Source organism: Kitasatospora sp. NPDC001540 (assembly GCF_042894345.1).
Taxonomy (GTDB): Bacteria; Actinomycetota; Actinomycetes; order Streptomycetales; family Streptomycetaceae; genus Kitasatospora; species Kitasatospora phosalacinea_C.
Genome location: NZ_JBIAVO010000010.1, coordinates 106630 through 119091, shown reverse-complemented (window position 1 = coordinate 119091; position 12462 = coordinate 106630). Strand labels below are relative to the sequence as shown.

The window sequence follows — 12462 nt, the reverse complement described above, 5'->3', positions numbered from 1 at the left end:
GCCCGCGCCGCACCTCCTGGACGCGGCGGGCGGCGCTCGAGGGGTGACCGGCCAGGGGGCCGCCGCCGCCGGGGCGGCGCGGACGGCGTGTGATCATGTCGGCATGACATCCGGTCGGATCATCTTCCTCAACGGCACCTCGAGTTCGGGAAAGTCGAGCATCGCCCGGGAACTCCTGGAGATCCTGGACGACGGCGTCTTCTTCCACCTGGCGGTCGACGGCTTCAACGCGATGCGCACCAAGCGCGAACTCGGGGCCGCGGAACTCGACGCCGCCCTGCGGCGGACCAGGGCGGGCTTCCACCGCTCGATCGCGGCCATGGCCGCCGCGGGCAACGACCTCGTGGTCGACCACGTGCTGAGCGAACCGTGGCGGCTGCTCGACTGCCTGGCGGTGCTGCGCCCCGAGGACGTGCTGTTCGTCGGCGTCCACTGCCCGGTGGACGAACTGACCCGCCGCGAACTGGCCCGCGGCGACCGCCCGCCGGGCCTCGCGGCGCACCAGTACGACCTGGTCCACCGGCACGGCGACTACGACCTCGAGTGCGACACCGGCACGGCGACTCCCCGTGAGTGCGCCCAGCGGATCAAGGACTTCCTCCCGCACCGCCCCACCCCCACCGCCTTCACCCGCCTCCGCCGCCACCACCTGCCCGACCTGTGAACCGTGATCTCCGCAGTCCGGGATCCACGTCCGGTGCCGACCCGGGCGCCTGGCCGACAGGGGCCGCCCGCAGCCCGGGCGAACGGAACGGACGGCGGGTCGCGGCGCGCGGCTACTCCCGGACGGTCTGCTCGCCGCAGTGGTGCGCGACGGTCTCTGCGAAGGCGCGGGCCAGTGGGGAGAGGGCGTCCCAACGGCGCACCGCCCAGCCCGCGGTGAGGGCGGGGAGCGCGGGGACGGGGACCAGGCGCAGGTCCGGGTGCGCGGGGCCGCTCCAGGCGGGCAGGGTCGGGACGACGGCGAGGCCCAGGCCCAGTTCGGCCAGCAGGATCGCGGTGTCCCAGTCGGTGACGCTGGTGTCGAACACCGGCCGGATCCCGGCTTCGGCGAGCCAGGCGCCCAGTTGCAGGCGGGAGGTGGAGTTCTGCGGGAGCCCGATGAGCCGGGCGTCCTGCAGGTCGGCCGGTTCGACGTGGGCCTTGGCCGCCAGCGGATCGGACGCCGAGACGGCGAGCGCCCAGGGAATCTTGACGACGGGGCGCTGCTCGATGGCGCGGACCGGGAGCCCCAGGGTGATCCAGGCGAGGTCGGCGCGGCCGGCCACGAGCGCGTCGAAGCAGCCGCGGCTGGAGGTCTCGGTCTGGAACTCCAGGCTGGCCCGGGGAAAGCGCCGCCGGAAGTCGACGACGGCCGCGGCCATGAAGTGGCGGACGGTCGTGGCCCCCGTCGTGATCCGCACCGATCCGCCTTCCGCGCGCGCGGCTTCCTTGAGTCGGCGCAGGACGTGGTCGATGCCGCCCAGGCCCTCGGTGACCGCCGCGCTCAGCGTGTGCCCGGCCGGCGTGGGCACCACGCCCCGGGTGTGCCGTTCCAGCAGGCTCAGGCCCAGTTCCCGTTCCAGCCGCTTCACGTGCTGGCTGACCGCCGACTGCGTGCAGGAGAAGTCGCGGGCCACCGCGCTCAGCGAGCCGGCCCGGCAGACCGCGGCGAAGACGCGGAGATCGTCAAGGGTCACGGCGACCCAAGGTATCGCTTGGGGTGATGCCAGTAAATCCGTCGATTGACTTGGATCCCGGGACGCTCGAGCATTGCTGCCCAGGGCGGCAACCCGCCCGTCACCCACCCGCTCCGGACACGGCGCGGTGAGCGGCAGGCGGGTGTCGACCCGGTTCTCGCCGAAGGGAGGCGCCGTGGCCCACGCGCCGTTCCCCCGTCGGCCTCCGTCGGCCCCCGCCCGGCTGAACGGCCCTCCCAAGGACGACAGGAGCTCGGATGAACACCACCCCGCTGACGGTGGCCGTCCTCGGACCGGGAGGTGTCGGAGGTCTGATCGGCGCGCTCCTCGCCCGTGACGGGCACCGCGTCATCTGCCTGGCCGGTGAGGCGACCGCGGCCGCACTGAGCCGGGGCGGCCTGCGGGTCGAAAGCGCCCAGTTCGGGGACTTCACCGCAGCGGTCGAGGCGGACACGCGACTGCGGGAGGCGGTGGACGCCGTCTTCGTGACGGTCAAGCAGACCTCCCTGGAGGAGGCGCTCGACCGCGTCCCGCCCCCGGTCCTCGGCAACGCGGTCCTGGTTCCGTTGCTCAACGGCCTCGACCACCTCCGCCTGCTGCGCGAGCGCTACCCCTCGGCCGAGGTCGTCGCCGGCACGATCAGGGTCGAGGCCACGCGCACCGCACCAGGGCGCATCGAGCACACCAGTCCCTTCGCCGACCTCGAACTGGCCGCGCCGCTCGACGGGTTCGCGGAGCGACTGCGGCACGCCGGTCTCGGCGTGACCCTGCGGAGCGACGAGACGGCGATGCTCTGGGACAAGCTCGCCTTCCTCGCCCCGCTCGCCCTGCTGACCACCCGGCACCGCGCGGACGCCGGCACCGTCCGCAGCGACCGGCGACCGGAACTGCTCACCGTGCTCGACGAGATCACCGCCGTGGCCCGGGCGGCCGGCGCACCGGTGACGGCCGAGACCGTGCTCTCCTCCTTCGACCGCGTCCCGGAGACCATGAAGTCCTCCATGCAGCGTGACGCCGAGGCCGGACGCCCCCTCGAGGTCGACGCCATCGGCGGAGCGGTCCTCCGGGCCGGTGCCGCCCACCGCGTCGAGACCCCGGTCACGGCCCGGCTGGTGGCAGAGGTCGCACGCCTGACGGCCCCGGAGGCGTGAACCCGATGCGACGATCCACCCCGTCCGACGGCGGCTCACCGCGAAGCGACCGTGACCCCGCGGCGTCCTGGCCCGCCGTACGGGCCTTCCTGCGCGCCCGGGGCGCCGACGAGGCGGAGCATCCCGGCGGTACGCTCCTGGACCACCTGGACCGCGTCGCGCTCCTGCTGGCGGAGTGGGGCGCCGATCCGGACCTGCAGGTCGCCGGACTGTGCCACGCGATGTACGGAACCGACGGGTACGACCACGCCCTGATGGGCACCGACGAACGCGCGCTCCTCGCCGAGCTGATCGGCGAACGGGCCGAGGCACTGGTCCACCTCTACGCCGGCTGTGACCGCGCAGCCGTGTACCCCCGGTTGGCGAGCGGGCGGCCGACGGTCTTCCGCGACCGCTTCACCGGGCAGGAGCACATCCCGCCACCGCCGGACGTGCGCGCCTTCGTCGAGATCACCGCGGCCAACGAACTCGACGTGCTCGCGCACGACCCCGACCTCGCCGAGCGCCACGGCCCCGCCCTGCACGAGCTGTTCACCCGTGCGCGGGACCTGCTCTCCGCCCCGGCGCGGGAGGCCTGCGAACGGCAGCTGGGTCGGTACTCCCCCCAACCGGGGCCGAGGATCCGGATCACCGGCCTGGACCACCTGGTGCTGACCGTCGCCGACGTCGAACGGGCCGTCGACTTCTACGAACGCGTGCTGGGCATGCGTCCGGTCACCTTCGGGGAGGGACGCCGCGCACTGGCCTTCGGCACCAGCAAGATCAACCTCCACCGGGCCGGCAGCGAGGTGCTCCCGCACGCCACGCACCCCGTCCCCGGCAGCGCGGACCTGTGCCTGATCACCGACGTCCCGCAGGAACAGGTCCTGGCCCATCTGGCCGCCTGCCAAGTGCCCGTGCTGGCAGGCCCCGTGCCGCGGACCGGCGCCCGAGGGCCGCTCACCAGCACCTACCTGCGCGACCCGGACGGCAACCTCATCGAGATCAGCACCTACGGCCCCGGTCCGGCGGTCGCACCGAACGCGTGAGCCTCCCGGCGGCGCCGACGCCGAGCCCGACGACCTCGCCGTCCGTCACGAGTCCGGGCCGGCTCACGAACCGCCCGGGTCGTCTGACTCGACCAGGCGGAAGCGTTCCGCGACGACGAGGGTGTGGTCGTCGATGACCGGGGTGCGTCCCAGGTAGTCGCTCACGCCGTCGCTCCGGAAGAACGCCTCGTGGGCAGCCCGCCATGCGGCCGCGTCGGAGTAGCCGCGCCCCTCGGCCCGCGCGAAGTCGTCATCGATCTCCTTCATGGGGACGACGCGCACGTCGACGACCTCGATCGTGCAGGCCGGGCGCCCCCGGGAGTCGAGCACCGAGAACCGCTGACCGGTCACCGGCACTGCCTCCCCGGCGTGTTCGTAGATCTCCAGGAGACCCGTGAGCGCGGTCTTCCGGCCGCTCAGGATCGCCGACACGCCCCGGTCGCGTTCCGGACCGGGGAAGGCGAGTTCGAGGGCCGGAAGGTCGTCATGTCCCATCGGGCGAGGGTACGAAGCCCGGCGGCGTCGATCAAGGGCCACCGCTCCGCCCGCTCCCGCTCGGCCCCCGCCCGCAGAGGCGCGGTCGGCTGCCGGCGGCGCCTCCGGTCCGGATTGATCACGTCCCGGCGCCCGCCCTAGAGTCGGGGCATGGGCGAGCAGGTGGAGCAGGTGGTGCGGGCGCCGTTCGGGGAGTTCCCGCGGGTGCGGCGGGCGGTGGACGTCGTGGCGGAGCTGGCGCCCCCGGTGGCCGGGGCGCTGGAGGGCTGGGAGGCGGAGTGGGCCCGGCAGGTGCTGTACGTGGACACCGATCCGGAGCTGGCCGACACCGCCGCGTTCTGTGCCGCCTACGGCGTTCCGCCGGAGGCGTCCGCGAACTGCGTGGTGGTCGCCGCGAAGCGGGGCGGGGAGACCACGCTGGCCGCCGGGCTGGTGCTGGCCACCACCCGGCTCGACGTCAACAAGGCGGTCCGCGGTCACCTGGGCGCGCGCAAGGCCTCGTTCGCGCCGATGGACACCGCCGTGGGCGAGAGCGGCATGGAGTACGGCGGCATCACCCCCGTCGGCCTGCCCGCGCACTGGCCGCTGCTGGTGGACGCCGCGGTCGCCGCCACCCCGTACGTGCTGGTCGGCAGCGGGCGGCGGCGCGGGAAGCTGATCCTGCCCGGTGCGGCCGTCGCCGCGCTGCCCGGGGCGCAGGTGCTGGAGGGGCTGGCCGGCTGAGCCCCGGCCGACCGGGGAGGGGAACGGCTGCGAGCGGGAACACCGGGTGTGGGAACAGCGGGGGCGGGATCGCCGTAGGCGGGAACACCGGGGGCGGCCGGACGGTTGGACCGGATGGTCCCGTCGGGGTGGTGCCCCGGGCGGGACGAGTCGACGTCCCATGCGAGGAGTGAGTACGAGATGACCACGGACCGCGCTGTCCTGGCCGGCGGGTGCTTCTGGGGTATGCAGGAGTTGATCCGCAAGCTCCCCGGCGTCCAGTCGACCCGGACCGGCTACACCGGCGGCCAGAACGCGCACGCCACCTACCGCAACCACCCCGGCCACGCCGAGGCGCTGGAGATCGTCTACGACCCGGAGCGGATCAGCTACCGGACGCTGCTGGAGTACTTCTTCCAGATCCACGACCCGAGCACCCTCGACCGGCAGGGCAACGACATCGGCAGCAGCTACCGCTCGGCGATCTTCTACGCCGACGAGGCCCAGCGCGCCACCGCCCTCGACACCATCGCGGACGTCGACGCCAGCGGCCTGTGGCCCGGCAAGGTCGTCACCGAGGTCACCCCGCTCGGCGACTTCTGGGAGGCCGAGCCCGAGCACCAGGACTACCTGCAGCACTACCCCAACGGCTACACCTGCCACTACCCGCGGCCGGGGTGGAAGCTGCCGGTGCGCGAAGGAGCCTGAGCGGCGGCGCCGACGGAGGCGTGCGGGGGTGAAGGCGTGAAGCGGCGGCGGTCACCGGTGACGGTGGCCGCCGCCGCGTCGCGTCCGGGGCGGCGGCGGGCGCCCCTTGGCTGATTAATCTTTTGCCTAAACATCCTAGGCACAGCTAGCGTGGTCCCCGTGAGAGAGCTGACCGACCCCGAGATCCGTGCCGCCTTCCTGAACTGCTCCAAGGGCGAGGCGAAACGCACGAACCTGCCCCGCGAGCTGGCCGAGCAGCCCTGGGCCGAACTGGACTTCCTCGGCTGGCGCGACCCGCAGGCCCCCGACCGCGCCTACCTGGCCACCGAGCTCGACGGCCGCCTGCAGGCCGTCGTCCTGCGCGCCTCCTCCGGCGCCTCCTGGCAGCCCCGCCGCAGCATCTGCTCGCTCTGCGTCACCACCCACACCGGCGGGGTCTCCCTGCTGGTGGCCCCCCTGGCGGGCCCCGCCGGACGGCAGGGGAACTCGGTCGGCGCGTACATGTGCAGCGACCTGGCCTGCTCGCTGTACGTCCGCGGCCTGCGCGAGACCGGCACCAAGATCCACGAATCGCTGACGGTGGAGGAGCGGATCGAGCGGCTGCGCGGCAACCTGGCCGCCTTCCTGGCGAAGGTCCGCGGGGAGGGCGAGCAGGGCTGAGCCCCCGGACGGGCGGGGCGGCGAGCAGGGCCGGGCTCCGCGCCTGGCTCTTCCGCATGCCGCCCTGCTGGCCGTGGCCCGCCGCTGAAGCGGCCGCCTGCCTGCTGGGCCGGGCCGCCTGTCCGTCTGCCCGCCTGTCGGCCCGGGACGGTCGGGGGCGTGGCTCAGGGGAGTTCGGCGGAGAGTTGGGTGCCCAGTTCGCGGAAGCCGAGGCGGGCGGCGACGCGGCGGGAGGCGGGGACGCGGGCGCGCCACTGCGGGAGCAGGCCGGCGGCGAGGGCGTGCGCGGCGGCGGCCGCCGCGGCGGTGCGGGCCAGGCCGCGGTCACGGGCGTCCGGGGCGGTGAGGACGCTGAACTGGGCGGTCTCGTACGGCCAGGTGCGGTAGCCGCAGGCGGCCAGCACGCGCTCGCCGCGGAGGACGGCGAACGCGGGGGAGGTGATGTAGCCGAGGGCGGCCTCGCCGCGTTCCTCCTCGGTGACCCCGGCCTCCAGCTCGCGCAACGCCGGGTGGTCGGGCGGGAGTCGGCGGACGGTGCCCGGAGCGGGGGCTTGCGGGACGAGGGCGTCCGGGGCGAGGTAGGCGAGTGCGGCGGGGCCGAGGATCCGGCCGACGGGGAGGGCCGCGCGCAGCCGGGCGGTGTCCCGGGCGGCCTCCGGGCAGGAGCGCAGCGCGGTGCGGAGCAGTTCGGCGCGCCGGGCGTCCGGCGCGGTCGCCAGCACCGCGCCGCCCAGGGTCAGCAGGCCGACCCAGCCGGGCGGGCACAGTCCGGAGCGCGGGGACACCACGACGGCGGCCGCGCCCGGCGCGGGGAGGACGACCGGTTCGGCGGCCAGCCCCTCCCACAGGCCGGCCGCCCGGCGGAGCAGCGAATCTTCCGTCACCGCCCCATCCTGACAGGGCAGTTGGCCGCAGGCGAGGCGGTTTCGGCCGGGCCGGCTCAGTGACCGCCCCGGGAGGCCTCGCAGCCACCCTCGACGTACGGGCCGTGCACCTCGATGTGCGGCGGGTTCGACAGCGTGCCCGACAGGCAGGGCCCGACCTGCGGGACGAAGAAGGAGAACTGCACGCCCTGACCGGCCCGGGCGACGGTGGCCTCCGGGTAGCCGAGGCGGGCGAGCAGGGCCTTCGCCTGCTCGGCGTCGGCGGGGGTCTGCCGGGCGAGCTCGGCCGCGAGGCGGGCGGCGTGCGCGTCGCCGCGGCACTGGGCGAGGGGGCTCAGCTCGGTGGTCTTCAAGTAACCGTGGTTCTCGGCGTACTTGGGGTTCTCGGGCTGCGGGCCGGAGGAGGAGGTGGGGGCCGCCGCGGTCGGTACGGCGGTGGACTTCCCCGCGCAGGCCTGCGCGACGGCCGGGAACGCCCGGTCGTGCTCGGCGGCCGCCTGTTCCGCCTGCTGCCGGTACTTCTGCTGGGCCTCCGACGCGGCCGTCGACGCGCCCTGCGGCGCGGGCTTCGACGCACCCGCGGTGGTGCCGTCGGAGCCGTGGACGGAGCCGCAGCCGGTGAGCAGGGCGCCGACGGCGAACAGGACGGCGGTCGCGGCCAGGGCGGGACGTTTCACGGTGGGGGCGCTCCGGTCGGCGGGGGCGGGCCCGAGCGGCCCGGCGATGCGATCATCATTCCGTATGCGGTGAATCTTCGCCTAGAGTACGCGTACTCAGACCGCGCGGGCGCCGGAAAGGGGCTCGGGCCGCGGGGCGGTACGGGCATCTTCCGGAACGGATTGACGATCCGTCAGGCGGGGCACTGTGCCGCACCGCCCGTCCCCGTCCAGTGGCGACCAACGTCCAGGAGCACCAGGTGAGTTCGACCGGCACGCTGTCTTCCGACGACCGGCAGGAGGACACCGCCCCGGAGCGCAGGCCCTGGCCGGTGCGCCGGGGGCTGCTCCCGGAGTCCGGCCCCCGGCGCGGGTTGGCGCTCGGGGGGTTCGTCAACCAGCTCGGCAGCGCGGCCTTCCTGGCGACGGCGCCGCTGTACGCCCTGCGGGTGGTCGGCCTGACGATCGGACAGGTCGGCCTCGCCCTCGGGATCGCGGGAGTGGTCGGCCTGCTCGCCGGGCCGCCGGTCGGGCACCTCGCCGACCGCCGCGGCCCGCGCGGCGTCTTCCTGGTCACCCTGCTGGTCCAGGCCGTCTCCGTGCTGTCGCTGCTGTTCGCCCACTCGTTCGTGGCGTTCACGGTGTCCATGGCGGTGACCGACCTGGCCGGCGCCTCGGGGGGTGCGGCGCGCGGCCCGATGATCCGCCGCCTCGGCGGTGACGAGGTGCCGAAGTTCCGCTCCTACCTGCGCGCGACCGCCTTCCTGGCCAGTACCTTCGGCGCGCTGGCCGCCGGTGCGGTGATCCAGCTCGACTCCGGCTCCGCCTACCGCGCGCTCGTCGTCGCCGACGCCCTGACCTTCGTCGGCTGCGCGGCCGTCGTGCTCCGGCTGCCCGCGCTGGAGCCGCTGCCCGCGCCGACCGGGGCGGACCGGTGGCTCGCGCTCCGGGACAAGCCGTACGTGGCGTTCGTCGTGCTGGACGGCATCCTGTGGATCCAGGGCGAGGTGGTGACCTACGCGCTGCCGCTGTGGGTGGTCCTGCACACCCACGCGCCGCGCTGGTTCACCGGCGTCGCGCTCGCCGTCAACACCGTGATGGTGGTCGTCCTGCAGGTCCGGACCAGCCGCGGGATCAAGGGCGGCCGGGCCGCCGGTCGGGCCACCCGCCGCGCCGGGCTGGCGTTCCTGGTCGGCATGGCGGTCATCGCGACTGCCCCGGCCCTCCCGGGTCCGGCCGCCGCCGCGGTCGTGACCCTCGGCGTCGCCGTCCACACGGTGGGTTCGCTGTGGCACGCGGCCGGGTCGCTGGAGCTGCGGTTCCGGCTGGCCCCCGCGCACGCGCAGGGGCAGTACTCCGGCGTGTTCGGCCTCGGCACGGGCCTGTGCTACACCGTCGCCCCGGGCCTGCTCGGCCTGCTCTGCCTGAGCCTGGGCGCCCCCGGCTGGCTGGTCATGGGCGGTGTCTTCGTCGCGGCCGGTCTGGCCGTGCCGTTCGTGGTCCGGTGGGCCGGACGGTCCCGGGAACTCGGCGGCTGAGCAGGCGGGGCGGGGACACCGGTCGGTTCACGGGTGGTGGCCGACGGCCGTGCGCAGGGCCGGGAGGTGGTCGGTGAGGAAGGCGTCGACGGTGCGGGCGGGGCGGCCGAGCAGGGTGGGGACGGCGGTGGTCACCTCGGCCAGTGAGCCCGCGGCGACCTCGCGCAGCAGCGCGGCCAGGTCGGCGGCGAAGGCGGGCGGGGCGCCCTGGGCGCTCAGGGCGGCGGCGGTCTCGTCCGGGGTGAGGGGGAGGAGACCGACGGGGCGGCGCAGGGCGCGGGCGACGCGGTCGGCCAACTCCCGGTCGGTGAGGGCTTGCGGGCCGGTCAGGACGAAGGACTCGCCCGGGCGCGGCGGCCCCGTCAGCAGGACCTCCGCGCACTCGGCGACGTCCCGGGCGTCCAGGTGCGAGACGGGCGCGTCGCCGTAGCGGCCGACCAGCCGCCCGTCCGGGGTGAACGCCCCGGGGAGGAGCAGGTTCTGCAGGAAGCCCGAGGGCTGCAGCAGCGTCCAGCCGGGGAGCGCGTCGGCCAGGCGGCGGTCCAGCACGCCGTGCGCGCCCTGGGCCAGCGGGCTGTCGGGCGCGGCGTGCCACACCGAGACCTTCACCACCCGTTCGACGCCCGCCGCGGCGGCCGCCTCGACGGCGGCGGTGAGTTGCCGGACCATCGGCTGCTCGCCGTCCACCGGCAGCGCGCCGGGGCCGCCGAGGAACAGCCGGTCCACGCCCGCGAAGGCGGCGGCCAGCGAGGCCGGGTCGTCGAAGTCGCCGACGGCGTACGCGCAGCCCAGGGCCCGGCCCTTGGCCTCGTCGCGGACCAGGGCGCGGAACTCGACCCCCCGGTCGGCGAGTCGGCGGACCAGGTGGCGGCCGATCGAGCCGGTGGCTCCGGTCAGCAGGATCACGACGGGTTCTCCCTGTCTGGGCGCTGTGCGGGCGGGCACTGCGGGGACGGACGGTGTACGGGGAGGGTGGCGCCCCGGTTAAACTGAGGATCCCTCGACTTCGATGTAAATCGAGGATGCCTCGACTTGTCGGCCGGGCGCAAGGGCCCGGCCCGGAAAGGGAGTTGCCGTGGCCGGAACCGCCCCCCGCCGCCCGCGCGCCGACGCGCTGCGCAACCGCGAACGGCTGCTCGCCGAGGCCGACGCGGTCTTCCGCGAACAGGGCACCGACGCCTCGCTGGAGGGCGTCGCCCGCCGGGCCGGGGTCGCGATCGGCACCCTGTACGGCCACTTCCCGACCCGGGCCGCCCTGATCGCCGCCCTGCTGGACGCCCGCAACCAGGAGCTGTTCGCGCACGGCGACGCCCTCGCCGACCACCCCGACCCGGCCCGGGCGCTGGCCGACTGGGTGCGCGCCGTCGTCCGGCACGCCGCCGCCTACCAGGGCCTGGCCGCCGCGCTGGCCGCCCGGTCCGACGAACTCCAGGACTCCTGCCACCGGTTGACGGCGATCGGCGAACGCCTGGTCGCCCGGGCCCGGGCCGCGGGTGCCCTGCGCGGCGACACCACCGGCGCCGACGTGTTCACCCTGATGAACGCCGCCGCCTGGGCCCGCGCGCACGACACCCCCGCCCAGGCCGACCGGCTGCTCGACCTCGCGCTGGCCGGGATGATCGCCGGATGAGCGGGGAGGCCCGGGGCGAGGACGGCGACCTGGAGGTGCGCTGCGGGCGGGACCGGACGGCCGGTGTCTCGCTGACGGACCGTCAGGAGGACGATGGGCTCGTACGGTTCACGGTACGGCTACGGGCCCCCGGCCTGACGGCCCGGCTGGCCGACGTGGTCGACCTGGCGCCGGACGTCGGGCTCGCGGGCTTCCTGGCCGCCCTGGCCGCGGACTTCCGGGGCTGGGCGGGCGAACGGAGCTGGCACAACGCCGACGGCGACCTGGCGCTCCGCGCGGTGTTCCGCTCCGGCGGCCACGTCGACCTGACCTGGGCGCTGCGCCCCTGGCGCGCCGCCGACGGCGACTGGCGGGCCGAGGCGACCACCCGGCTGGAGGCCGGGGAGCAACTCGCCGCCCTGGCCGCCGAGGTGGCGGCGTTCCTGGACGGCGGGGGGCGAGGGTGAACGGCTGGGTGGAGCTCGGACGGTGCGAGGCGGGGGAGGGGCGGCCGCCGGTGGCCGAGGCCGTGGCCGGGTGGCTCCGGGAGCGGGGGATCGACGCGGCGGGCGTGGCGGCCGACGAGGTGCTGGTCCAGCCGCTGTGCGGGCGGGAGACGGACGGGCGCTGGTCGCGGGAGTGCCGGGTGCTGGTGCGCCGGAGCGTGCTGGGGCCGGGGGAGTAGGAGCGGAACGGTACGGGCCGGTGCGGCGTCCTGGAGGTGGGCGGATCCGGGTGCGGAGGACGGAGGCGGGGCGTGCGGCGGGAGACGCGATCGGTGGCGGTGCAGTTCGCGCCGGCGACAGGAGCGGTGGCGGTGCTGGTCCTGGCTTCGCCCTGGATCCTGCGCGGGCTGGCCGAGGTCTACGCGCTGCTGCACCGGTGAGCGCCCGTCGGGTTCCGGGTGAGCGTCCGACCTCGGCCCCTGCGCCGTTGGCGCCCCGTCAGTCCGCCGCGCACCCCCGCCGCCCCCGCTACAGGCGGCGCGGGCCGGAGCCGTCCTCGGCGAGGCTGTCGTCCGGGTTGAGCAGCGCGCAGGCCTTCATCGACAGGCAGCCGCAGCCGATGCAGCCGGTCAGTTCGGCCTCCAGGCGTTCGATGGTCCGGCGGCGCTCCTCCAGCGGCGCTTCCAGCCGCGCGAGGCGCGCTGCCACTCCTGGTGGCTGGGCGGCCGGCAACATCCGGCCGGGCCCCCGCGCCCCCCCCCCCCCCCCCCCCCCCGGGGCCGGGGGGGGGGGGGGGGCCGCGGGGCGGGGGGGGGGGGGGGGGGGGGGCCGGGGGTGGGTGGGGCCGGCGGGGGGCCCCCCGGGGGCCCCCCCCCGGGGGGGGGCGGGCGCCCGCCGGGGGGGGGG

At 75.8% G+C, this 12462-nt stretch carries 16 protein-coding genes; 10 read left to right on the top strand and 6 right to left on the bottom strand.

The genetic code is table 11. From position 1 onward, the window contains the following. The first annotated feature begins 103 nt into the window (after positions 1-103). The gene (locus tag ACFY00_RS14995) at positions 104-664 is read left to right on the top strand and encodes a chloramphenicol phosphotransferase CPT family protein (protein WP_388031452.1); all 561 of its coding nucleotides are present in this window, start codon (positions 104-106) and stop codon (positions 662-664) included. 112 nt (positions 665-776) lie between these two features. Here ACFY00_RS14995 and ACFY00_RS14990 read toward each other — a convergent pair whose 3' ends face one another. Beyond that, a complete protein-coding gene (locus ACFY00_RS14990) occupies positions 777-1679 on the bottom strand; it encodes a LysR family transcriptional regulator (RefSeq protein WP_388031280.1) in 903 nt (300 codons plus the stop codon). A gap of 257 nt (positions 1680-1936) precedes the next feature. On the opposite strand from ACFY00_RS14990, the gene ACFY00_RS14985 reads away from it, so the two are divergent. After that, positions 1937-2830, top strand: coding sequence for a ketopantoate reductase family protein (locus ACFY00_RS14985; RefSeq protein WP_388031278.1), 894 nt, complete (start codon positions 1937-1939; stop codon positions 2828-2830). A 5-nt stretch (positions 2831-2835) separates the two neighbouring features. Then, positions 2836-3858, top strand: a complete 1023-nt coding sequence (locus tag ACFY00_RS14980; protein ID WP_388031277.1) for a VOC family protein — start codon at positions 2836-2838, stop codon at positions 3856-3858. 63 nt (positions 3859-3921) lie between these two features. Here the strand turns inward: ACFY00_RS14980 and ACFY00_RS14975 are convergent, their stop codons facing one another. After that, positions 3922-4353 carry an ASCH domain-containing protein gene (locus ACFY00_RS14975; protein ID WP_388031276.1) on the bottom strand — a complete coding sequence of 144 codons (432 nt, stop codon included), beginning with the start codon at positions 4351-4353 and terminating at the stop codon, positions 3922-3924. Between the two features lie 174 nt (positions 4354-4527). Between ACFY00_RS14975 and ACFY00_RS14970 the strand changes: the two genes are divergently transcribed. The 3 genes from ACFY00_RS14970 (at position 4528) to ACFY00_RS14960 (ending at position 6423) form a co-directional block, all read left to right on the top strand. Further along, positions 4528-5076, top strand: coding sequence for a YbaK/EbsC family protein (locus tag ACFY00_RS14970; RefSeq protein WP_388031449.1), 549 nt, complete (start codon positions 4528-4530; stop codon positions 5074-5076). Between the two features lie 180 nt (positions 5077-5256). Continuing rightward, complete coding sequence (msrA, locus tag ACFY00_RS14965) at positions 5257-5763, top strand: peptide-methionine (S)-S-oxide reductase MsrA (protein ID WP_285739478.1); 507 nt, start codon at positions 5257-5259, stop codon at positions 5761-5763. Between the two features lie 159 nt (positions 5764-5922). Next, on the top strand, positions 5923-6423 hold the full coding sequence (locus ACFY00_RS14960; RefSeq protein WP_388031274.1) for an FBP domain-containing protein: 501 nt from the start codon (positions 5923-5925) through the stop codon (positions 6421-6423). Positions 6424-6587: 164 nt separating this feature from the next. On the opposite strand, the gene ACFY00_RS14955 is transcribed toward ACFY00_RS14960, so the two are convergent. Beyond that, entirely contained in the window at positions 6588-7307 is a 720-nt protein-coding gene (locus ACFY00_RS14955; RefSeq protein WP_388031271.1) for a GNAT family N-acetyltransferase, read from the bottom strand. Positions 7308-7363: 56 nt separating this feature from the next. Beyond that, a complete protein-coding gene (locus ACFY00_RS14950) occupies positions 7364-7984 on the bottom strand; it encodes a hypothetical protein (RefSeq protein ID WP_388031269.1) in 621 nt (206 codons plus the stop codon). 239 nt (positions 7985-8223) lie between these two features. On the opposite strand from ACFY00_RS14950, the gene ACFY00_RS14945 reads away from it, so the two are divergent. Then, positions 8224-9501, top strand: coding sequence for an MFS transporter (locus tag ACFY00_RS14945; RefSeq protein WP_388031267.1), 1278 nt, complete (start codon positions 8224-8226; stop codon positions 9499-9501). A gap of 27 nt (positions 9502-9528) precedes the next feature. Here the strand turns inward: ACFY00_RS14945 and ACFY00_RS14940 are convergent, their stop codons facing one another. After that, positions 9529-10407, bottom strand: a complete 879-nt coding sequence (locus ACFY00_RS14940; RefSeq protein WP_388031265.1) for an NAD(P)H-binding protein — start codon at positions 10405-10407, stop codon at positions 9529-9531. A 169-nt stretch (positions 10408-10576) separates the two neighbouring features. On the opposite strand from ACFY00_RS14940, the gene ACFY00_RS14935 reads away from it, so the two are divergent. From ACFY00_RS14935 to ACFY00_RS14925, 3 genes are read left to right on the top strand one after another with little or no spacing between them, the layout of a single operon-like run. Further along, the gene (locus ACFY00_RS14935) at positions 10577-11131 is read left to right on the top strand and encodes a TetR/AcrR family transcriptional regulator (protein ID WP_388031264.1); all 555 of its coding nucleotides are present in this window, start codon (positions 10577-10579) and stop codon (positions 11129-11131) included. Beyond that, positions 11128-11577 (top strand): DUF6228 family protein, encoded by a 450-nt coding sequence (locus ACFY00_RS14930; protein ID WP_388031263.1) that lies wholly within the window; start codon positions 11128-11130, stop codon positions 11575-11577. The genes ACFY00_RS14935 and ACFY00_RS14930 overlap by 4 nt, the downstream gene beginning before the upstream one ends. An 8-nt stretch (positions 11578-11585) precedes the next feature. After that, positions 11586-11795: a hypothetical protein gene (locus tag ACFY00_RS14925; RefSeq protein ID WP_388031262.1), complete on the top strand. Its 210-nt coding sequence runs from the start codon at positions 11586-11588 to the stop codon at positions 11793-11795. A gap of 289 nt (positions 11796-12084) precedes the next feature. Here the strand turns inward: ACFY00_RS14925 and ACFY00_RS14920 are convergent, their stop codons facing one another. Further along, positions 12085-12264, bottom strand: coding sequence for a hypothetical protein (locus ACFY00_RS14920; RefSeq protein ID WP_388031260.1), 180 nt, complete (start codon positions 12262-12264; stop codon positions 12085-12087). Between the last annotated feature and the right edge of the window lie 198 nt (positions 12265-12462).